Raw genomic sequence first — 21,624 nt, forward strand, 5'->3', positions numbered from 1 at the left:
GCGTCACTCGGCAATAGGGGCGTGAATGGCGCTCATGATAGCGGGTTGCGGCCCGATCTTCTGCAACTGCCCCAGGCGGCTGGCGGTGCGCGCCAGGTCGATGGCCTGGCCGCTCAGGGATTGCTCCAGTGGCTGCTCGCCGATCAGCACCAGTTGCTTGTCCTGGTCGTAGAGCACGTCCACCAGGTTGATAAAGCGTTGCTGGGCGGCAATCGGGCTGTCCGCCAGGTACGGCAGGCCGTCGATGATCCAGCGGTCGTAGTCGCGGCACAGCTGCAAATAGTCTATGACGGCGGTCGGTTGTTCGCACAGGTCGCCGAAGGTGAAGGCGATGCTGCGGCCCTCATGCTGGCGGGCAATCAGTTGCCGGGCTCCGACACTCAGGCTGAGCGGCGGGTGATCTGCTGACGGCAGTCCCAATGCCTCGCGTTGCGCAGGCGTACCCGGCCAGACGAACTGGCCCGCCGTGAACCGCTGCTCACCATGGGCCTGGGCCAGGCCGCGATAATCCTGGGGCGCGCTGACTTCCATCACGTCCATGCGCGCACTGATCAGCTCGATCACCGGCTTGAAGCGCTGGTGGTACAACGGGTTCGGCAACAGCCCGGCGGGCGGGTAATTGGAGGTCACCAGCACCCACACCCCACGCCGGAACAGGGCCTTGAACAGGCGGCTGATCAGCATCGCATCGCCGATGTCGTGCACGTGAAATTCGTCGAAGCACAGCACGCGGCAGCCATCGAGCAGTTCATCCAGGGTCACGGCCAGGGCATCGCGCTGCTGGCGATGGGTAAACATGCCGCGGTGCAGGCGGGCGAAAAAGTCGTGGAAGTGCACGCGCTGCTTCTGGGCAATCGGCAGCGCCTGGAAAAAACCATCCAGCAACCAGCTTTTGCCCCGGCCCACGGCGCCGTGCAGGTACAGGCTACGGGTAGGGCGCCCGGCCAGCAGGTGGGCGGTTTGCCGGGCCATGGTCTCGATGACCTGCAACTGGCTCGGGCTGAGGGTGTAGCCCTGTTGCCGGGCCTTGCCCTCGAAAAATGCCGCGATGCCGGAGGCGGCGTCGGTCGCCGCAGGTTTACCCAGCAACCGTTTGAGCAGGGGCGGTAAAGCAGCCAATATCGTTACTCTGTGTTTCGGTGGTCGCTCACTTTAGAGCGCCGGTTGCGGTTTGACCAATAGAGAAGCACGCCGTGAGCTATCTGGAAAAGGCATGGCTGGATCGGATCTACACGCACGACCTGACTGGCGGATTCCCCTTGAGTGACTAATCTCATACACAGCAGTCACCCCTGTACAAGGATTTGGGGCAGTGAAGGGACAAGCAGTCTTGGCAATTATGAGCGCGATGCTCTGCAATACGGTGTATGGCGCTCAGCTCCAGGTTGAGGTGCGCATCAACGTGCAGCGCGGTTGCCAGTTGGTCGGCACCACCCGTGAGGCCGGCATCGAGCAGCTCGGCGTGCTGGATTTTGGCAGTGGCCCCCGTCTGGATGACCCGGCAGGCCCGTTGAGTGCAGCCTTGATCAGCCAGCGCCAGCCACGCCTGGAGTGCAACCCGGATACGCCGTATCAAATGCGCGTCGACGGCGGCCTGCATGGCGGCATCGGCGAAGTGCGTTACCTGGGCGCTGCAGCCCCTTCGATCAAACCCATTCCTTACCGAATTTATGCCGACGCCGCACGTCGCATCCCCTTGGCCGTGGACGTGCCGGTAAGTGGTCGCGTGCCCGATTCCGGCACGGTGGATTTGCCCCTCTACGGGCGCATCGAGCCGCTCAAGGAAATCCCCGCTGTGGGGCGTTATTCCGACCTGCTCAAAGTCACGGTGACATGGTAAGCCGTGCCCTGGCCTGCATCGCGCTGGGCGGCTTGCTGCTCCTGGCGGATGACGCCCAGGCGGCGGCTTCCGGGCAGATACACGCACGGCTGGTGATCACTGCCAGTTGCCAGGTAAGCAAAGGCACGGACAGCGCGCCGGTGAGCCCGGATGGCGGTTTGGCCTTGCTGGATTTCGGCAGCCACGGGCCGACCTGGGACAACCGCCTGGGTGCCGTCGTCAGTGACGGCGACAAGGCCGCGCTGGCGGTGTCCTGCAACCCTTCGGTGGTGAGCAGCTTCACCGTGACCATCGACGGTGGCGCCCATGGCGACGGCACCACCCGGCGCTTGAGCAATGGCCGGCAAACCATACCGTATCGGCTGTCGGCCGACCCTGCGGGCCTGAGCGCCTACAGCATCGGCCAGCAACGCAATTTCGTCGTGACCAAGGGCGCACAAGTACCGATTTCGGTATTCGGCTCGGTGGTGGCGAATACCAGGGCCCTACCGGCCGGCATCTACACAGACACCCTGACGGTGACTCTGGATTGGTAAACCATGAGGATGGACATCATGCATGCACTTGTATCGAAAGCAGTTTTCCCATTAATGGCGCTGGTGTGGGTGTCGGGCGCCCAGGCGGCCACCACGGTCACCGGGCAGATCAACTCCACGCTTATCCTGACCAATAGCTGCCTGGTCAACGGCGTGGGCGGCACCACCGGTTTGAACTTTGGTTCGATCAATTTCGGTACCACCAACAGCCAGTTCACCACGCAGTCCGGCCAGGTGCTGGGCGGCGGCGGGGGCGCGTTGTCGATCCAGTGTTCTTCGGGCACCTCGCCGGTGATCACCGTGGGCGCCGGGTCCCATGACGGCCAATCCACCGGCGGCACCCGGGCGCTGTACGACGGCGTGGCCAACTATGTGCCGTATGACTTCTACACCGACACCGGGCATTCGACGCTCCTGGCGATCAACGGAACCATCAACGTAGGTGCGAGCACGGGCGTTGCGCAAACCGTGAATATCTACGGCCAGGCCGTGGGCAAGACGGGACTGCCAGCCGGTACCTACACCGATACGGTGTCCGTGCAATTGACGTTCTAGTGCCATGAAGCGGGTCTGCTGGGCGACGCTGGCGGTCATTACGGGTTGGGGGATGCCGTTGTCGTTGCAGGCGGTGACCAGCCAGACAATCCAGGTCAGCGCGACGATTGCCGCAGGCTGCCTGGTGGTGGGCAACGGCACGAACTACGGCAGCCTGGCGTTCGGCAGCTATTCGTCCTTGTCGACCAGCACGGTGTCGGTGGCGCTGAGCGGCGGGGTAACGCTGCAATGCACGCCCGGGGTCACCTTGAACATGACGGTCGATGGTGGTTTGCACAACGCCAGTGGCCGGCACATGCAGCTCAATAGCGGCAGTGCCCAAGTGGCGTACCAGCTGTTTCGAGACGCAGCGCTGAGCCAGAGCCTGGGGATCAGCCAAAGCGTCAGCGTGGCCTACAGCAACGCAAACGCTATAACCCTGCCGATTTATGGCCGGGTGGTGTTACCGGGCAATCAGCCTGGGGGGACGTACAGCGACGTGCTGCAGGTGCAGCTGTCCTGGTAAGGCGATTGGCATGAGGAGTGGGATTTATGTGTGCAGCTTCCCGGCGGTTGTGGGTTGCGGGTTTTGTTGGCTTGGTAGCGTTGGGCGCAGCGCAGGCCCAGGCGGCCAGCTCGGTGTTGATCTGGCCCATCGACCCGGTGCTGGAGGCCGATCAACAGGCCAGCGCCTTATGGTTGGAGAACCGCGGTACCGAGACCGCCAACCTGCAAATCCGAGTATTTGCCTGGAGCCAGGGCGGGTTTGACGAGCAGTACCAGAACCAGCGTGACGTGATTGGCAGCCCGCCGGTGGCGAAGATCGAGCCGGGGCACAAGCAACTGGTGCGCCTGACCCGTACGCGGGAGGTGCCGCCGGGCCAGGAGTTGGCCTATCGGATCATCATCGACGAAATTCCCGCCGCCGCTCCTGAAACCCCCGCTGCCGATGGCAAGACCGCCGCCGCGATCCGCTTTCAAATGCGTTATTCAGTGCCCTTGTTCGCCTACGGCGCAGGCCTGTGGAGCAAGGACGACGCGACTCGCCAACGCGACCCCAAAGGCGCGGGCAAGCCTGACCTGAGCTGGAAAAAAGTCACAGTCGGTGGGCGCAACTATGTGGAGATGCGCAATAAGGGCGCGGTGCATGCGCGGTTGACCGATGTCGCGTTCAAACAGGGCGGGCAAACCCGGCCGCTGGTGGACGGCCTGCTGGGCTACGTGCTGCCGGGTGCAACCATGCGCTGGCCGGTGCCGGACGGCGTAGCGGGCGATCAGCCGTTGCAGGTGCGGGTCAATGGCGCAACACAATTGGAGAGCCTTGCACCGGGACGGTAACGCGATGGAATAGGGCACGGAGTAGCCCTTGGTCTTAACGGATGGAGATGTCCATTGATGGACACAATGCCTTGGTGAGCCGTGATCGGGCTCGTAGTCGATGGCGATCGGTGTGGGTGGTGGGCGGCCTGTCTGGCCTGGCGCCGCTTGGCATAGCCGCGCAGTTGCCGCCGCCCCCCAGCAGTATGGAGGCTGTTGCCGATGCACAGTTGTTCCTCGAACTGGTGGTCAACCAGATGGATACTGGCCGGGTGGTCGCTGTGGATCAGCGCGGCGGGGGCCTGTTTTTGCCGGCGGCGACCTTGCGGGACGTTGGCATGAAACTGCCGGCTGAAATCACCACCGAGGTTGAGCTGGACCACCTGCCCGGGCTGCATACCGATTACGACAGCCAGGGCCAGCGCCTGATGCTGACGGTGCCGCCGGCGTGGTTGCCGAAGCAGTTCATCGGCAACCGCAATAACTACCCACGCACCCAGGCGCTCACCAGTTTTGGTGCATTGCTCAACTACGACGCCTACCTGAATGACACCGATGACGCCGGCACCTACCTTGGCATTTTCAACGAAGTGCGGCTGTTCGATACATGGGGCACGCTGTCCAATACCGGGCAATACCGCACCACCTTTGGTGGCCAAACCAGCGGCAGTACCCTGAACAATGGTTACCGGCGCTATGACACCACCTGGCGTTTTTCCGACGATGAACGCCTGCTGACCTACGAGGCGGGCGACGTGATCAGCGGCGCGTTGCCGTGGAGCAGTTCGGTGCGCCTGGGCGGGGTGCAAGTGTCGCGGGACTTCGGCGTACGCCCGGACCTGGTGACCTACCCCTTGCCGCAGTTTGCCGGGGAGGCGGCGGTGCCGTCGTCGGTGGACCTGTTTATCAACGGCTACAAATCCAGCAGCGCCGATTTGCAGCCGGGCCCCTACACCCTGACCAACGTGCCGTTTATCAACGGTGCCGGCGAAGCCGTGGTGGTCACCACCGATGCCTTGGGCCGGCAGGTGTCGACCACGGTGCCGTTCTACGTCACCAGTACCTTGCTGCAAAAAGGCCTGTCGGACTTTTCGGTGGCGGCCGGTAATTTGCGTCGGGATTACACCATTCGGGATTTTGGCTACGGGCCTGGCGTGGCCAGCGGCACGTTTCGTTACGGCGTCTCGGACTACTTCACCCTGGAAAGCCATGCCGAAGCCGCAGGTTCACTGACCCTGGGCGGGCTGGGCGGCAACTTGAAGCTCGGCAACTTCGGGGTGCTCAACACGGCACTCAGCCAAAGCCAGTTTGACGGCGAAAACGGCCAGCAACTGAGCCTCGGTTATCAATACAGCAACCAGCGCTACAGCCTGTCTTACCAGCGGGTAGAGCGCCGCGACCAGTACGCCGACCTGACCCTGGTCGACACGCCTTACGCCAGCCTCAGCAAACGCAGCGAACAGGTGACCCTGAGCCTGAACCTCAACGATTTCGGCAGCATCGGTGCCGGCTATTTCGATGTGCAGGCCGCCGATGACTCACGCACCCGGTTGTTGAACCTCACGTGGAGCAAGCAACTGTGGCGCAACACCAGTTTCTACCTGTCGGCCAACCGCGAGGTCGGTGACAGCAACTGGGCCGTGCAGGCGCAACTGGTGATCCCGTTCGACATCTACGGCAGCCTGGCCCTGAGCAACGAGCGCAGCCAGGCCGGCGAGAGTCGCCAGCGGGTCAACTACAGCCGTGCAGTGCCATCCGAGGGCGGGGTTGGCTACAACCTGGGTTATGCCAGCGGCGACGGGCCGGCTTATCGCCAGGCCGACCTGACCTGGCGCATGCAGTCGGTGCAATTGCAGGCGGGCGTGTACGGCAGCAGCGACGCCGAGACCCGTTGGGCGGACGCCAGTGGCTCGCTGGTGTGGATGGACAAGCAAGTGTTCGCAGCCAACCGGGTCAATGACGCCTTTGTGGTGGTGAGCACCGACGGGTATGCCGGGGTGCCGGTGCTCTACGAAAACCAGCTGGTCGGTGAGACCGACCGCAACGGGCATCTGCTGGTGCCGTGGAGCAGCGCTTACTACCGTGGCAAGTATGAAATCGACCCGCTCAACCTGCCGGTCAACGTGCAGACCCCGAATGTCGAGCAGCGCGTGGCGGTGCGTCGTGGCAGTGGCTACTTGCTGGAGTTCCCGGTGCGCCGGGTGATCGCGGCCAGTATCACCCTGGTGGATGCCCAGCATCAGGACCTGCCCCTGGGCAGCCAGGTGCGCCATGAGCAAACCGGGGCGCGGGCGGTGGTGGGCTGGGACGGCCTGGTGTACCTGGAGAACCTGGCGGCCCACAACACCTTGCAAGTCACCGTGGGTGAGGGCCGTACCTGCCAGGCAACGTTCGACCTGGATATCAACAAGGAGCAGGTGCCGCTGATCGGGCCGCTGGTTTGCCAATGACGTAAGGAGTGTGAGTGTGCGGGGCAAGGAATGGATAGTTGGATGGCTGGTGCTGGTGGGCCTGGGGTTTTCGACGCAGGTCATGGCCGCGTGTTCGGTGCCGGGAACTACCTCGCCGGCCAGCTTTGGCACGATCAGTTCGATGACGGTGCGCACCGCCGCCCAGACCAGCTCCACCAGCAACGCCGGGTTGAACTGCGGGCCTACGCTGATCTCGCTGTTGGCGGCCAGTGATCACTTCTATGCGACCATCACCTCGGCAACCACCGGCATGGTCGGCCCTACCGGGGATGTCATCGGGTATACGATTTACGGCAATAACAGCGCCAGTTATCCGATCACCCGTGGTACCCAATTCGATTTCGGCGCAACAGGTATTGCCCAGAACCTGGGCCTGGTTTCCGGGCCGGGTACCAAAACCTTGCCGCTTTACCTGAGCTCGATCACCGGCAGCAACGTGGCTGCCGGCCTCTACACCGAGACATTAACCATCGCCTGGGTCTGGAACTATTGCTCGGTCCTGGGGGTTGGCTCCCTGTGTGCCATAAGGGATAGCGGCACTGGCACGGCTTCCCTGACGGTCAGCATGACAGTGAGCAACGACTGCCAGATCACCGCGCCCAATATCAGTTTTGGCAGCGCGCCGGTGATCAGTGGTTTTTCCAGCGTGAACGGGCAGGCCACGATTACCTGCACCAAAGGCAGTGCCTACACCGTGGGCATCAGCGACGGCCAGAACCCGGTGAGTGTGGGAGGGCAGCGGCGAATGATCTCGGGGAGCAACTTCCTGAATTACGACATCTTCAAAAGCGCCACCAGCACCCGCTGGGGCAGCGTGACCACCGCCCGGCGCGCCAGCTCCACCGCCGAGGTGAATCCCGGGAACGGCCTGGGCACCGGCAGCCAGGTGTTCAACTACAACGCCGCGATCTATACCAACCAGACCACACCGCCGGCCGGCACCTACGTCGACAACGTGGTGCTGGATGTGGGCTTCTAGAAGCGCATCGTCTGCTTGAGCATCTGCGTGGTGGACGGGTCTTGCGGGCTGACCATCGCATAGTTGTAGCCCGCGCCCGACCAGTATTCGGCCTGCAGCCCATCGGCACTGCGGCTGCCACGGGGCAGGAATTTGTTCTCCGGGCCTGGCGGGCGGATGTAGAAACTGATGCGCCGCCCTTGCCGGTCTTCATACAGCACCATGGCCGCCGCACCTTGTTCGGTGCTGAGCAGGCGCCCGCTGACCGCCTTGAACCCGGCCTGGCTCAGGTCCGGCAGGCGGTAGGCCTGGTTGAAGTACCGGTCGAGCCAGCCTTGCATGTCGCCACCGCTTTGCACGTGGTAGTCGGCGGGCAGGATGCCGTCCTGGGCGAACAGGCGGTAGGCCTGCATCGCGTCGGTCATGGGCAACATGTTGTCGGCCATGGTTGCCTGGCGGGCCTGCCAGCCGCCCAGGCCGCCCACGCTCACGGCGATCAACAGCACGGCAGCGGTCGCAAGGTGACGGCGTGACTGGCGTTTGACCCGCTGGCGAATCAGGGCCGGGTCCAGCTCGGGGTTGGCCGGCTGTTGCAGCGCGCCGCTCAAGGACGCCCGCAGGTGCTGTGCGTCCTGTTGCCAGGCGTGCACCTGGGCGGCGACGTCCGGGTGGGCCGCCAGCCAGGTTTCGAGCTGGCGGCGGTCGGCGTCCAGGAGCTGGTGGTCGACGTAGGCATGCAAATCGCGTTCGCTGGGAGGCAGGCTGATCATTTGAGTATCCGCAGGGCAGGGCTGGTGATTTCGCCGTCGCTGAGCTGGCGCAGGGCTTGGCGCGCGCGGGACAGGCGAGACATCACGGTGCCCAACGGCACCTCAAGGATGTCGGCGACTTCTTTGTAGCTCAAGCCTTCCACCGAGACCCACAGCAGCAGCGCGCGCTGTTCGGTGTTCAGTTTGTCGAAGGCTTGCAGGGTCGATTGCGCGATGACGGTGCGCTCGACCGATGGCTGCGAATCATCGCGACCGGTGAAAAATTCCAACAGGCGCGTGTAACGCCGGGAACGCCGGTGGGCATCGAGAAACTGCCGGTAGAGGATCGAGAACAGCCAGGCGCGCAAGTCGCCTTCGAGGCGTTTGTCGGCCCAACTGATGATCGCGCGTTCAAGGCTGGCCTGCACCAGGTCATCGGCGCTGCTGCTGTTACGCGTCAGGGACACGGCAAAACGCCGCAACCTGGGGATGAGTTCACGTAACTGTTCGTCGAGTTCGTGCATGAGGTTCTGGCTAGTCACTACGCTGGGACTAGGAAGACGTCCGGCGTTGAAGGTTATTCCAGGCCAATAAAAATAAACAGCAGGCCAGGGAATAGAGTGCGCTGGCGTTCGTCCCAAGTGTTCCGACCTTATGTTTCAACCACTCAAGGCCTCTGGCCCTGGAGTTATTTCATGGTAGATCACTCATCACCGCCCCGTCCGCCGCTGAGCACCGCAAGCCTGATCATTCGGTTGGCCAGTATCGGCGTGGTGGTTGCAGTCGTCGCCGGGGCGTTTGCCTACGTTAACGGCAGCCTCGACCCACAGCGGTTGCGCCCCAAAACCCTGGTCAACGCCCTGGAAACCAACAACGGCCTGCACCCTGGCTACCGTCGCAACCATGCCAAGGGCGTGTGCGTGGCCGGTTATTTCGAGAGCAGCTCCGAGGCGCGCCAGTACTCCAGTGCCCAAGTCTTCAGCGAGGCGCGCACGCCGGTTATCGGCCGTTTTGCGCTGCCCAGCGGTAACCCGTATGCGCCCGACAGCAGCGTGCCAATCCGCAGTTTTGCCCTGCAGTTCAGCTTGGCCAACGGCCAGCAATGGCGCACCGGAATGAACAGCATGCCGGTGTTCCCGGTGGGTACGCCCGAGGCCTTCTTTGCGATGCTCAAGGCCGGCGCACCGGACCCGGCCACCGGCAAGCCGAACCCCACAGCCATGCCGGCGTTCTTTGCGGCGCATCCCGAGACCGCGCCGTTCCTGGCCTGGGTCAAGACCGCCAAGCCATCCGCCAGCTATGCCACTGAAACCTATAACGGCATCAATGCGTTTTACCTGGTGAACGCCAGCGGCCAACGCCAAGCCGTGCGCTGGGGCGTGGTGCCACTAAGCCAGGACGCCGCGGGTGCCACCGCGCCTGCCGGCAGCGATTTCCTCGAAAAAGACCTGGCACAGCGCCTGGCGGCCGGGCCGTTGCGCTGGCAGTTGAACGTTACTGTGGCCAACCCGGCAGACCCGGTGGACGACGCCAGCAAAACCTGGACCGGCGAGCACAAGGTGCTGAACGCGGGCACCCTGGTGCTGGAACGCAGCCAGCCGCAAATGGACGGTGATTGCCGTGACATCAACTTCGACCCACTGATTCTGCCGAGCGGTATCGAAGCCTCGAATGACCCACTGCTGGCCGCCCGTTCGGCGGCGTACGCCAGTTCTTACCTGCGTCGCACCAGCGAAGTCAGCCAACTGCACAGCGCCCCTGAGGAGTCGAAACCATGAATGCTCAACCCCGGTTTTTCGCCCCGCTGGCGCGGCTGCTGCATTGGCTGATGGCGTTGATGATCATCGCCATGCTGTTTATCGGCGCAGGTATGGTGGCCTCGGTGTCGGAACGCCATGAGTGGCTGATCCACCTGCACAAGCCGTTGGGCATTGCGATTTTGGCGCTGGTGATCGTGCGTTTGGTGGTGCGTTTTTCCACACGTCAGCCGCCGCTTCCGGCTGACTTGCCACTGTGGCAAGTGCTGGCGGCCAAGGCGTCCCACGTGGTGCTGTATGCCTTGATGCTGGTGTTGCCGCTGCTGGGTTGGGCGATGATTTCGGCGGCCGGCGATCCGGTGATGCTCAGCAGTTCAGTGCAACTGCCGGCGTTGGTGGGGGCGAATGCACCGTTGTTTGCCGTGTTGCGCAAGGCCCACGGTTACCTGGCTTATTTGCTGTTTCTGACGGTGTTGCTGCACCTGGCAGCGGCGCTGTTCCACGGGTTGATCCGGCGTGACGGCGTGCTGCAAAGCATGATCGGCACCAAGGACTGATGCCTTGCCCGGCGACGGCGGCGGTGGTGCAGCCGTCGCTGGGGGCAGTCGAGGGTTAGCGCAGTACGCCGACGATATCCGCGACGCTGCTCAAGACATCCTTGCCCAATTGCATCGAGCGTTTGCCCGACCAGCCAGTGTGCGGGTTGGGCGCATCGTCGTTGTCCTTGAAGGGCATTTCCAGGGTCAGCGACAGGCAGTCGAATTTCTCGCCGACGCTGTTGCACGCCAGCGTCATGTTGGCTTCGCCCGGCAGGTCGCGGGTGTAGCCGTGCACGGTCTGGAAGTCGCGGGTGAGGCCGCTCAAGTGGCTGCGCAAGTGTTTCTCCAAGCGCTCGATACGCGGCGTGTAGCCGGGGTTGCCTTCACAACCGGCGGTGAACACGTAGGGGATTTCTTCGTCGCCGTGGATATCCAGGAACAGGTCAACGCCATACTTTTCCATTTGCTGCTGCACGAACAGCACTTCGGGGCTGATCTCCTGGCTTGCACTTTGCCAGGCGCGGTTGAGGTCCTGGCCCATGGCGTTGGTGCGCAGATGGCCATGGAACGCGCCATCGGGGTTCATGTTCGGCACTAGGTACAGGTCGGCGGCGGCCAGCAGTTTTTTCAGCTCGGTGTCACCGTCCTGTTGCAGGCGTTCGATAATGCCTTCCATAAACCATTCAGCCATGTGCTCGCCGGGATGCTGCTGGGCGATGATCCAGACCTTGCGCTTGTTGGCCTCGCCTTTGCCTCGGCGCAGCAGCTGGATATCACGGCCTTCGACACTTTTGCCGGTGGCCAGCAATTGCGTGCCGGCGCGGTTCAGCGCCTGGTCGATCAGCCAGTCGTGGCGTTCGCGGCTGTAGGGTTCGAAGTAGGCGAACCAGGCCTGTTTTTCACGGGTTTCGAGGGTGATGTGCAGCGTCTCGCCATCAAAGCGAGTGGGCACCCGAAACCAGTTGATATGGTCGTAGGACGCCACGGCGTTGTAGCCACTCCAGGCGTGCTTATAGGAAGAATGGCCAGCGTTGCTCAGGCGGAAGGTGTGGGTGTGGCCCACGTGCATGCCTTCGGCCTTGAAGTGGAACCACTGGAAGTGCTGGCTGCGTGTGTCTGGCTTGATGGCCAGCAGCAACTGGTGGGCATCACTGGCGTCGAGCACCTGGATATTGCCGCTGTCGAAGTCGGTGCTGATCTTGATGGAGGTCAAGGCCACGGTCATAGTCTGGTTGCCTGAATATGAGTGTTGTGGCGGGCATTTTACACCGGAGCGGGGTAAAGCCTGGATGCAATTTTGCGGGGGGAATAGGGGGGCGTCGTCCTTGACGCCGGAGCAGCTTAGAATCTATGAGATTGATTCTCAAGTGCTATTTTTGAAAGATCCGGCCTAGAGCGCTCGATCGACTTTCTTTTGGCGATAGTCTTTTGCTACCATGCGCGCCATCAAGCAACACACAGTCTTCATTAGCCTGAAGCCACGCCAGGAAAAACTGGCAAAAAAAAGACCCGGCCAAAGAGCCGGGTCAAAAACCGTGATTAGCCTGATGAGGAGATATTCCAAGAGTCCGACCTAAGGTCTCTTGGGCTATCGACTGATCTCGCGATCAGCTGGGTCCAATAATAATCATTATCATTTGCAAGTCAAATGTTTTTATCCCTCAGATAGAAATTTTTTTGCTTCGCTCGCTACATCCTGGTCGAGTGTTCGGTGTCCCTTGCCGAAAGCCGCAGCGACCGCTCCACCATCACCTTCGCCATATCAATCAAATAGACCACTGAAAACGCCAGGTCCCGGTTATTGCCGTGGGCGCTGTTTGCTGATTCGTACGCGGTGGCCGCGGCGCTGCGCAGCAGGTCGGAGGCGTGGACCAGGGCTTCCTCGTCGCTGATGCCTGGCTTGACCTCGAACAAGGTGTCGTCAACGGAGGGCGGCGCCACCTCCTCTTTCAGGTAATAGTCCAGCGCGCGTTGGGCGGCGCCACTGCTGCGCATGAACAGCAGCTCGTCTTCATCGCAGGTGTCGGGCAGGGGATACGGGGTTGTCGTCATAAGGTCGGTGCTCTGGGTGGATGTCGAAAGCCTGCACCCGATATTAGTACTAATCGTATTTTTGGCGTTTTATTGATTACTACAAACTGTTTATTGTCGTTGTGAGTGCACAACGTATGGTCAGGCCCCATGGATAAGTGGATAGCGTTGGTCAAGGCCAACATGAAAGACCGCAAGGTCACACAGGGTCAACTGGCGTTGCGCTTGGGCATGTCCCAGGGCGGGGTCGGCCATTGGTTGAGCAAGCGGCGGGTGCCGAGCCTTGCCGACATGAACCGGGTGATGGAGGAGCTGGGCCTTGGCTACCTTGAGGTCGCGCTGGTGGTTCGCGAAAAAGCGGCCGCACCGGTGGAGGAAGAATTGGCGCCAACACCGCACTACAACCCGAACTACTGTTACCCGCTGAGCGACGGGAAGGGAGCGTACCAAGTGCAGGAAGAACCCCGGCCTTACGGCGCTGGCCGTTTGCAGATGAGCGACTATCACGCCCGTGGTAAAGCGTTCTGGCTGCGGGTGACGGGCAATGCCATGACCGCCCCCAGCGGCTTGAGTATCACCGAGGGCATGATGATTCTGGTGGACCCCGCTGTACAGCCCGAGCCCGGCAAACTGGTGGTGGCCGAATGGGCATTTAATCCCCAGGCGATCTTGCGCAAATGGGTCAAGGAAAGCGGCCAGTTTTACCTGGTACCGCTTAACCCGACCTACCCGAAAATGCTCTTCAGCGATGAATGCCGAATCATCGGCGTGGTGGTGCAGGCGGTCACGAGGTTTTAGCTCGCGGCTTCCAGCTCTACCAGTGCGCTGCCTTCACCGACCATTTCACCTTCCTGGCAGTACAGCGCCTTCACCACCCCGGCATGGGGCGCGCGGATACTGTGTTCCATCTTCATGGCTTCGAGCACCACCAACTGCGCACCGGCTTCAACCGTTTGCCCGACGTCCACCAGCACCCGCACGATGCTGCCGTTCATTGGTGCGGTCAGGCCGCCCTGATGGGACTGGCTGGCGTCGACTGCGGCAATCGGGTCGAACAGGCTGACGCTGTGCACCTCGCCGTCCCAACGCAGAAACACACTGCCGCCCTCGCGTACCGCCAGATGGGAGCGGCGTACGCCTTGCTGGTCGATCAGCAACTGCTCGTCGCGCAACTCTGGCGGGTTAACGCCGGGTTGCAGCGTCACCAAGCGATCCTGGCCGTTGCAGCTCAAGTGCAGGGAAACCTCGGCCGGCAAACCGGAGCGAAAGCCGCGAGTGTCTGCCCAGGGTGAACGGGGATCGCTGCTCGGCTGGGTTTGCATGAACGCCTGGCCTGCCGCCTGCCAGAACTCATGGCTCAGCTCGCCGGGCGCGGGCAGCAGCTCATCCTGATAACGCGGGATAAACCCGGTATCCAACTCGGCAGCGGCAAACGCCGGATGGCCGATGATGCGCCGCAAAAAGCCCAGGTTGGTCTTCAGGCCGCCCACGGCAAATTCATCGAGCATGCCCAGCAGCCGCAGGCGCGCCTGTTCGCGGTCTTCGCCCCAGGCAATCAGTTTGCCCAGCATCGGGTCGTAGAACGGTGACACGATGTCGCCTTGCTCGACGCCACTGTCTACCCGGCGCCCCGGCCCAGGCGTGGATTCGCGGTACAGCGCCAGGTGCCCGGTGGCCGGCAGGAAATCATTGGCCGGGTCCTCGGCATACAAACGCACTTCAATCGCATGCCCCAGCAGCGGCACTTGCTCCTGGGTCATCGGCAGCGGCTCGCCCTGGGCCACACGAATCTGCCAGGCCACCAGGTCCAGGCCGGTAATCGCTTCGGTGACTGGGTGTTCAACCTGTAGCCGCGTATTCATCTCCATAAAGAAAAACTCGCCCCGGGCGTCCAGCAAAAACTCCACGGTGCCCGCCCCCACATAACCGATGGCTTGTGCAGCACGCACGGCGGCTTCGCCCATGGCCTTGCGCTGGTCGGCACTCAGGCCGGGCGCGGGGGCTTCTTCGACGACTTTTTGATGGCGGCGCTGGATCGAGCAGTCGCGTTCGTTGAGGTACAGGCAATGGCCGTGCTGGTCGGCGAACACCTGGATTTCCACGTGGCGCGGCTTGAGCAAATACTTCTCCACCAGCATCTGCGCATTGCCAAACGAGGACAGCGCTTCACGCTGGGCCGAGGCGAGGGCTTCGGCCAGTTGGCTGACGTCCTCGACCACTTTCATGCCCTTGCCGCCACCGCCGGCCGTGGCCTTGAGCAACACCGGGTAACCGATACGCTCGGCCGCCTGGCGAAAGGTCTCCAGGTCCTGGGCATCCCCGTGGTAACCGGGCACCAGCGGCACGCCGGCGGTTTCCATCAATGCCTTGGCCGCCGATTTGCTGCCCATGGCATCAATGGCCGAGGCGGGCGGGCCGAGGAAGATCAACCCGGCGGCTTCAATGGCGCGGGCGAACCCGGCGTTCTCCGACAGAAAACCATAACCCGGGTGAATCGCCTGGGCGCCACTGGCCTGGGCGGCGGCGATCAGCTTGTCGATTTGCAGGTAGCTGTCGGCGGCCTTGCTGCCGCCCAGGTTAACGCGGATATCGGCCTCACGGGCATGCCGCGCGTCGCGGTCGGTGGCGCTGTGCACGGCCACGGTGGTCAAGCCCATGGCCTTGGCGGTGCGCATCACCCGGCAGGCAATTTCGCCGCGGTTGGCCACCAATACAGTGGTAAGCGCCTTCATGAGCGCGGCTCCTGAGACTGCCAGTTGGGCGCGCGCTTTTGCAGGAATGCGCGCAAGCCTTCCTGGCCTTCGGCGCTGACGCGGATCCGTGCTATGGAATTTTCGCAATAGCGACGCAGCGCCGGGGTGAGCGCGCCATGGCCGACTTCACGCAGCAAGTCCTTGCTGGCGCGCATGGCCGCCGGGCTGTTGAGCAGCAGATTGGTGATCCACAGTTCAACCTGTGCCTCCAGATCGGCTGTCGGATAACTTTCCGCCAGCAGCCCGATTTCCCGCGCGCGCTGGCCGCCAAAACGGTCCGCCGTGAGGGCATAGCGACGGGCTGCCCGCTCGCCGATCGCCTGCACCACGAACGGGCTGATCACCGCCGGTGCCAGGCCAATGCGCACTTCCGACAGGCAGAACTGCGCATCATCGGCACCAATCGCCATGTCACAGCAACTGATCAACCCGAGGGCGCCGCCGTAGGCCGCGCCCTGAACCACTGCCAGGGTCGGGATCTTCAGCTTGGCGAGGTTGTACATCAGCTCCGCCAGTTCCCGGGCGTCATCCAGGTTGGTGTGGTAATCCAGTTCGGCCGACTGCTGCATCCAGGCCAGATCGGCGCCGGCGCTGAAGTGTTTGCCGCGCCCGCGCAGTACCAGAAAACGCAGGGCCGGATCGCCTTGCACCTGGTCCAGGGCAATGATCAGTTCGCGGATCATTTCGGCGTTGAACGCGTTGTTCTTTGCTTCACGACTGAGCCACAGGGTGGCAAAGCCACGCGGGTCGGTGATCAGTTCGAGGGTGTTGAAATCGCTCATGTAAGGAACTCCATGATGATGTGATGCATGTTGTAGGCGCGAGCTTGCTCGCGAAAAACCTGAGGGCGCTGTATTCATCCAGGCTGCCCGCGTCAGCGTTAACGTCCATCGCGAGCAAGCTCGCTCCTACAGGTCACATGCGGAACACGCCGAAGCGGCTCGGCTCGATGGGGGCGTTCAGCGCGGCGGACAAGGCCAGGGCCAGCACGTCGCGGGTCTGCAACGGGTCGATGACGCCGTCGTCCCACAGCCGTGCGCTGGAGTAGTAGGGGTGGCCCTGGGTTTCGTACTGGTCGAGGATCGGCTGCTTGATCGCCGCTTCTTCCTCGCTGCTGAAACCCTGGCCCGCGCGCTCGGCTTGCTCACGCTTGACCTGCACCAGCACGCCGGCCGCCTGTTCGGCGCCCATCACGCCAATGCGTGCGTTGGGCCACATCCACAAGAAACGCGGGTCGTAGGCGCGGCCGCACATGCCGTAGTTACCGGCGCCGAAGCTGCCGCCGATGATCACGGTGAATTTCGGTACCTTGGCGCAGGCCACGGCCGTCACCAGTTTGGCGCCGTGTTTGGCGATACCGCCGGCCTCGTATTTCTGGCCGACCATAAAACCGGTGATGTTTTGCAGGAACAACAGTGGAATCCCGCGCTGGCAGGCCAGCTCGATAAAGTGCGCGCCTTTCTGCGCGGCCTCGGCGAAGAGGATGCCGTTGTTGGCCAGGATCGCAATCGGGTAGCCGTGCAGGTGCGCAAAACCGCACACCAGAGTGGTGCCGAACAGCGCCTTGAACTCATCGAACACCGAACCGTCCACCAGGCGCGCGATCACTTCACGCACATCGAATGGTTGCTTCGCGTCGGCCGGGATCACACCGTACAACTCCTCGCTGCCATACAACGGCGCCACTGGTGTGCGCTGTTGCAATTGGCCCAGCTTGCGCCAGTTGAGGTTGGCCACACTGCGCCGGGCCAGGGCCAGCGCATGTTCATCGCTGTCGGCATAGTGGTCGGCCACTCCGGAAACCTTGCAGTGCACATCGGCACCGCCCAGGTCTTCGGCGCTCACCACTTCACCGGTCGCAGCCTTCACCAGCGGCGGGCCGGCGAGGAAGATGGTGGCTTGCTGGCGGACCATGATTGCTTCGTCCGCCATCGCCGGCACATAAGCGCCACCGGCTGTGCAGGAGCCCATCACCACGGCGATTTGCGGGATTCCCTGGGCACTCATGTTGGCCTGGTTGAAGAAGATTCGCCCGAAGTGTTCACGGTCTGGGAACACTTCATCCTGACGCGGCAGGTTGGCGCCGCCGGAGTCCACCAGGTAGATGCACGGCAAGCGGTTTTGCTCGGCGATGGTCTGGGCGCGCAGGTGTTTTTTGACGGTCAGTGGGTAGTACGAGCCGCCTTTCACCGTGGCGTCGTTGGCGACGATCATGCACTCGACGCCTTCCACCCGGCCAATCCCGGCAATCACTCCGGCCGCTGGTACGTCTTCGCCGTACACCTGATACGCCGCCAGTTGGCTGAGTTCAAGGAACGGCGAGCCAGGGTCGAGCAAGCGGTTGATTCGCTCGCGAGGCAACAGCTTGCCCCGGGACGTGTGACGCTCCTGGGCCTTGGCGCCGCCGCCTTGCTGCACCTGGGCGAGCAGGCTGTGCAGGGCGTCGATCTGTTGGAGCATCGCCGCGCTGTTGGCGGCGAATTCCGTTGAGCGCGGGTTGAGCTGGGTGTGCAGGGTAGCCATGGGGCGCGCTCCGTTCAGCGGGTTTCGTTAAACAGTTCGCGACCGATCAGCATGCGCCGGATCTCACTGGTGCCGGCGCCGATTTCATACAGCTTGGCGTCACGCAGCAGACGGCCCGCCGGGAATTCATTGATATAGCCGTTGCCGCCGAGAATCTGGATCGCGTCCAGAGCCATTTGGGTGGCGCGTTCGGCGCTGTACAGGATCACGCCGGCGGCGTCCTTGCGCGTGGTTTCGCCGCGCTCGCAGGCCTGGGCCACCGCATACAGGTAGGCACGGCTGGCATTGAGTTGGGTGTACATGTCGGCGACCTTGCCCTGGATCAGCTGGAACTCGCCGATGCTTTGGCCGAACTGCTTGCGGTCGTGGATGTAGGGCACGATCAAATCCATGCAAGCCTGCATGATCCCGGTCGGCCCGCCGGAGAGCACCACGCGCTCGTAGTCGAGGCCGCTCATCAGCACTTTCACGCCGCCGTTCAGGGCGCCGAGGATGTTTTCTTCCGGCACTTCGACGTCATCGAAAAACAGCTCGCAGGTGTTGGAACCGCGCATGCCCAGCTTGTCGAACTTGTTGCTGCGGCTGAAGCCTTTGGAGTCGCGCTCGACGATGAATGCGGTGATGCCGTGGGCACCCTTTTCCAGGTCGGTCTTGGCGTAGATCACGTAGGTGTTGGCGTCGGGGCCGTTGGTGATCCAGGTCTTGCTGCCGTTGAGCACATACACGCTGCCGCGTTTATCGGCGCGCAGCTTCATGGAGACCACGTCGGAGCCGGCATTCGGCTCGCTCATGGCCAGGGCGCCGACGTGTTCGCCGCTGATCAGCTTGGGCAGGTACTTGAGTTTTTGCTCGTGGGTGCCGTTGCGGTTGATCTGGTTGACGCACAGGTTGGAGTGCGCGCCGTAGGACAACGCCACCGAAGCCGAGCCCCGGCTGATCTCTTCCATGGCCACCACGTGGGCCAGGTAGCCCAGGCCGGCGCCGCCGTATTCTTCCGGCACGGTGACGCCCAGCAGGCCCATGTCACCGAACTTGCGCCACATGTCGGCGGGGAACAGGTTGTCGATGTCGATCTGCGCAGCCCGGGGCGCCAGCTCCTTGGCCACGAAGGACTGCACCTGGTCGCGCAGCATGTCGATGGTTTCACCGAGGGCGAAGTTCAGGGAGGGGTAACTCATGGACGGGCACCTTTTAGCGTTGTTTTTGTGTGGCCAATGCGCCGGGAAGGGCGATCACCTTTACGTTAACGTAAACTTGCGTTGCAGGACTGTCAATCGTAGTTTACGTTTACGTCAAGCAACGCAGCGTCCACCTACAATAAAGACAAAACAGGGGTCGAAATGGAACAACCGAACCAGAGCTACAGCCGTGGCTCCCAGGACAAGACCTTACTGGCGATGACCATCGGCCAGGCATTCGACCAGACGGTTGCGCAGTATCCCGACGGCGACGCCCTGATCGTGCGCCACCAGAACCTGCGCTACACCTGGCGGCAACTGGCCGACGCCGTCGACCTGCACGCCCAGGCCTTGCTGGCGTTGGGTTTACAGACGGGCGAGCGCCTCGGCATCTGGGCCCCTAACTGCGCCGAGTGGTGCATCAGCCAGGTGGCCAGCGCCAAGCTCGGGGTGATTCTGGTCAATATCAACCCGGCCTATCGCAGCAGTGAACTGGAATACGTGCTCAAGCAATCCGGTTGTCACTGGCTTGTGTGCGCAGGTTCCTTCAAGTCCTCCGATTACCACGCCATGCTGCAGGAACTGGTGCCGGAGTTGGCTGAACATGCTATCGGCCAGGTGAGCTGCGACAAACTGCCGGAACTGCGCGGCGTCATCAGCCTCGACCCGCGACCGCCTTCGGGATTCCTGCCCTGGTCGCAGCTGTCGTCCATGGGGGCGGGCGTCCCTCCTGAGCAACTGCGCCAGCGCCAGGCCAGCCTGCACTTTGACCAGGCCGTCAACATCCAGTACACCTCCGGCACCACCGGCTTCCCCAAGGGTGCCACCCTCAGTCATTACAACATCCTCAATAACGGCTACATGGTCGGCGAAAGCCTGGGCCTGACCGCGCAAGACCGCTTGGTGATCCCGGTACCGTTGTATCACTGCTTTGGCATGGTCATGGGCAACCTGGGCTGCATCACCCACGGCACCACGATGATCTACCCGAATGACGGCTTCGACCCACTGTTGACCCTGACCGCCGTCGCCGAAGAACAGGCCACCGGGCTTTACGGCGTGCCCACCATGTTTATCGCCATGCTCGATCACCCGCGGCGTGCGGAGTTCGACCTGTCGCGCCTGCGTACCGGGATCATGGCGGGCGCCACCTGCCCGATCGAGGTGATGCGCCGGGTCATCAGCGAGATGCACATGAGCGAGGTGCAGATTGCCTATGGCATGACTGAAACCAGCCCGGTGTCATTGCAGACCGGGCCGGATGATGACCTTGAGCGGCGTGTTACTACCGTTGGCCGTACGCAGCCGCAACTGGAAAGCAAGATCATCGACGAGGCTGGCAACACTGTGGCGCGGGGCCAGATAGGCGAGTTGTGTACCCGTGGTTACAGCGTGATGCTCGGTTACTGGAATAATCCTGACGGGACTCGTGAGGCGATTGATGAGGCGGGGTGGATGCACACCGGGGACCTGGCGACCATGGATGAGCACGGTTATGTGTGCATCGCCGGGCGTAACAAAGACATGATTATTCGCGGTGGCGAGAATGTGTACCCGCGGGAGTTGGAGGAGTTTTTCTTCACGCATCCGGCGGTGGCGGATGTGCAGGTGATCGGTATTCCGGATGAGCGTTATGGCGAGGCGATTGTGGCGTGGGTCAAATTTCACCCGGGGCATGTTGCCAATGAGCTTGAGCTGCAGACGTGGTGCAAGGGGCGGATTGCGCACTATAAGACGCCGAAGCATTTCAAATTTGTTGATGAGTTTCCGATGACGGTGACGGGGAAGATTCAGAAGTTTCGGATGCGGGAAATGATGATTGAGGAGTTGGGGAGGCGGGGGTGATCTGGGTGTATATCCGTTATTTGGGTAACGGCCACCTATGGTTCCGCTCTTACAGCGGGTCACTTTTGGCAAACGCCCGGAATGCCGGCCCAGCCAAAAGTAACCAAAAGGTCTTTGCCCCACCACTCGGCACCTCGCTTAGGCTCGGAATGCCGGAACGAAGGCCCGGCTCCGCGGGTCGCTGCGATGGGCCATCCCTGGCCCAGCGCAGCTAAACCGGCATCCTTGCCGGTTTACCCGCTCCACCGTGCCTACTTGCGGCCATCGTGGTTGACGGGGCCCGCAGATCAAGATCAAAAGCACGGTGGCCTGAAAGCCGACCTGAGTGTTAGAAGCAAGGGCAAGGGCAAGGTCCAGAGCGAAAGCAGAACTGCTTTTCTGTGGGAGCGGGCTTGCTCGCGAAAAACCCGAGAGCGCCGCGTTCATCCAGAAAGCACGCGTTATCGTTAACGACCTTCGCGAGCAAGCCCGCTTGTGTCTTGATCCGGGATTAAGCTGAGGGTGAGAGCGGTGAGTGGCAAGCTGAATGCCCGGAGTGCTTAAAGCACGTGTGGGAGCCCATGCTGCCACTCACCTCTCCGCTCTGGACATGA

At 62.4% G+C, this 21,624-nt stretch carries 20 protein-coding genes; 11 read left to right on the forward strand and 9 right to left on the reverse strand.

Annotated features, from left to right (window positions below):
* Positions 1-3 precede the first annotated feature (3 nt).
* Complete coding sequence (zapE, locus tag CEC48_RS25145; RefSeq protein ID WP_088426192.1) at positions 4-1,119, reverse strand: cell division protein ZapE; 1,116 nt, start codon at positions 1,117-1,119, stop codon at positions 4-6.
* Positions 1,120-1,348: 229 nt separating this feature from the next.
* Between zapE and CEC48_RS25150 the strand changes: the two genes are divergently transcribed.
* The 7 genes from CEC48_RS25150 to CEC48_RS25180 all read left to right on the forward strand — a co-directional run bounded on the left by CEC48_RS25150 (position 1,349) and on the right by CEC48_RS25180 (position 7,677).
* Positions 1,349-1,840 carry a spore coat U domain-containing protein gene (locus CEC48_RS25150; RefSeq protein ID WP_176438782.1) on the forward strand — a complete coding sequence of 164 codons (492 nt, stop codon included), beginning with the start codon at positions 1,349-1,351 and terminating at the stop codon, positions 1,838-1,840.
* Positions 1,834-2,376, forward strand: coding sequence for a spore coat protein U domain-containing protein (locus CEC48_RS25155; RefSeq protein WP_088426194.1), 543 nt, complete (start codon positions 1,834-1,836; stop codon positions 2,374-2,376). Before CEC48_RS25150 ends, CEC48_RS25155 begins: the two co-directional genes overlap by 7 nt.
* 18 nt (positions 2,377-2,394) lie before the next feature.
* Positions 2,395-2,931 (forward strand): spore coat protein U domain-containing protein, encoded by a 537-nt coding sequence (locus tag CEC48_RS25160; RefSeq protein ID WP_088426212.1) that lies wholly within the window; start codon positions 2,395-2,397, stop codon positions 2,929-2,931.
* Between the two features lie 52 nt (positions 2,932-2,983).
* Positions 2,984-3,436: a spore coat U domain-containing protein gene (locus CEC48_RS25165; RefSeq protein ID WP_371917784.1), complete on the forward strand. Its 453-nt coding sequence runs from the start codon at positions 2,984-2,986 to the stop codon at positions 3,434-3,436.
* 26 nt (positions 3,437-3,462) lie between these two features.
* Entirely contained in the window at positions 3,463-4,248 is a 786-nt protein-coding gene (locus tag CEC48_RS25170) for a molecular chaperone (protein ID WP_088426196.1), read from the forward strand.
* 41 nt (positions 4,249-4,289) lie between these two features.
* On the forward strand, positions 4,290-6,677 hold the full coding sequence (locus CEC48_RS25175) for a fimbria/pilus outer membrane usher protein (protein WP_088426197.1): 2,388 nt from the start codon (positions 4,290-4,292) through the stop codon (positions 6,675-6,677).
* 82 nt (positions 6,678-6,759) lie between these two features.
* Complete coding sequence (locus tag CEC48_RS25180; protein ID WP_088426213.1) at positions 6,760-7,677, forward strand: spore coat U domain-containing protein; 918 nt, start codon at positions 6,760-6,762, stop codon at positions 7,675-7,677.
* Here CEC48_RS25180 and CEC48_RS25185 read toward each other — a convergent pair.
* Together CEC48_RS25185 and CEC48_RS25190 are read right to left on the reverse strand one after the other, a co-directional pair.
* Complete coding sequence (locus CEC48_RS25185) at positions 7,674-8,426, reverse strand: anti-sigma factor (RefSeq protein ID WP_088426198.1); 753 nt, start codon at positions 8,424-8,426, stop codon at positions 7,674-7,676. The two genes, CEC48_RS25180 and CEC48_RS25185, sit on opposite strands and share 4 nt — an antisense overlap.
* Complete coding sequence (locus CEC48_RS25190) at positions 8,423-8,929, reverse strand: RNA polymerase sigma factor (RefSeq protein ID WP_088426199.1); 507 nt, start codon at positions 8,927-8,929, stop codon at positions 8,423-8,425. The genes CEC48_RS25185 and CEC48_RS25190 overlap by 4 nt, the downstream gene beginning before the upstream one ends.
* Before the next feature lie 171 nt (positions 8,930-9,100).
* On the opposite strand from CEC48_RS25190, the gene CEC48_RS25195 reads away from it, so the two are divergent.
* Together CEC48_RS25195 and CEC48_RS25200 are read left to right on the forward strand one after the other, a co-directional pair.
* Positions 9,101-10,183 (forward strand): catalase family peroxidase, encoded by a 1,083-nt coding sequence (locus CEC48_RS25195; RefSeq protein WP_088426200.1) that lies wholly within the window; start codon positions 9,101-9,103, stop codon positions 10,181-10,183.
* On the forward strand, positions 10,180-10,719 hold the full coding sequence (locus CEC48_RS25200) for a cytochrome b (RefSeq protein ID WP_088426201.1): 540 nt from the start codon (positions 10,180-10,182) through the stop codon (positions 10,717-10,719). Before CEC48_RS25195 ends, CEC48_RS25200 begins: the two co-directional genes overlap by 4 nt.
* A 55-nt stretch (positions 10,720-10,774) precedes the next feature.
* On the opposite strand, the gene CEC48_RS25205 is transcribed toward CEC48_RS25200, so the two are convergent.
* The gene (locus CEC48_RS25205) at positions 10,775-11,926 is read right to left on the reverse strand and encodes a M14-type cytosolic carboxypeptidase (protein WP_088426202.1); all 1,152 of its coding nucleotides are present in this window, start codon (positions 11,924-11,926) and stop codon (positions 10,775-10,777) included.
* A gap of 464 nt (positions 11,927-12,390) precedes the next feature.
* Positions 12,391-12,753: a DUF6124 family protein gene (locus tag CEC48_RS25215; protein ID WP_088426203.1), complete on the reverse strand. Its 363-nt coding sequence runs from the start codon at positions 12,751-12,753 to the stop codon at positions 12,391-12,393.
* 129 nt (positions 12,754-12,882) lie between these two features.
* Here CEC48_RS25215 and CEC48_RS25220 point away from each other — a divergent pair, with 129 nt between their 5' ends.
* On the forward strand, positions 12,883-13,530 hold the full coding sequence (locus CEC48_RS25220; RefSeq protein ID WP_088426204.1) for a LexA family transcriptional regulator: 648 nt from the start codon (positions 12,883-12,885) through the stop codon (positions 13,528-13,530).
* Here the strand turns inward: CEC48_RS25220 and CEC48_RS25225 are convergent.
* From CEC48_RS25225 to CEC48_RS25245, 4 genes are all read right to left on the reverse strand, one after another.
* Positions 13,527-15,464, reverse strand: coding sequence for an acetyl/propionyl/methylcrotonyl-CoA carboxylase subunit alpha (locus tag CEC48_RS25225; protein ID WP_088426205.1), 1,938 nt, complete (start codon positions 15,462-15,464; stop codon positions 13,527-13,529). The genes CEC48_RS25220 and CEC48_RS25225 overlap by 4 nt on opposite strands.
* A complete protein-coding gene (locus CEC48_RS25230; RefSeq protein WP_088426206.1) occupies positions 15,461-16,267 on the reverse strand; it encodes a gamma-carboxygeranoyl-CoA hydratase in 807 nt (268 codons plus the stop codon). The genes CEC48_RS25225 and CEC48_RS25230 overlap by 4 nt, the downstream gene beginning before the upstream one ends.
* Before the next feature lie 133 nt (positions 16,268-16,400).
* The gene (locus CEC48_RS25240) at positions 16,401-18,008 is read right to left on the reverse strand and encodes a carboxyl transferase domain-containing protein (protein WP_088426208.1); all 1,608 of its coding nucleotides are present in this window, start codon (positions 18,006-18,008) and stop codon (positions 16,401-16,403) included.
* 14 nt (positions 18,009-18,022) lie between these two features.
* Positions 18,023-19,186 carry an isovaleryl-CoA dehydrogenase gene (locus CEC48_RS25245; protein ID WP_088426209.1) on the reverse strand — a complete coding sequence of 388 codons (1,164 nt, stop codon included), beginning with the start codon at positions 19,184-19,186 and terminating at the stop codon, positions 18,023-18,025.
* Between the two features lie 162 nt (positions 19,187-19,348).
* On the opposite strand from CEC48_RS25245, the gene CEC48_RS25250 reads away from it, so the two are divergent.
* A complete protein-coding gene (locus CEC48_RS25250; RefSeq protein ID WP_088426210.1) occupies positions 19,349-21,031 on the forward strand; it encodes an AMP-binding protein in 1,683 nt (560 codons plus the stop codon).
* Positions 21,032-21,624: the final 593 nt, after the last annotated feature.

The sequence above is a fragment of the Pseudomonas sp. K2I15 genome (assembly GCF_002204795.1).
Classification (GTDB): Bacteria; Pseudomonadota; Gammaproteobacteria; order Pseudomonadales; family Pseudomonadaceae; genus Aquipseudomonas.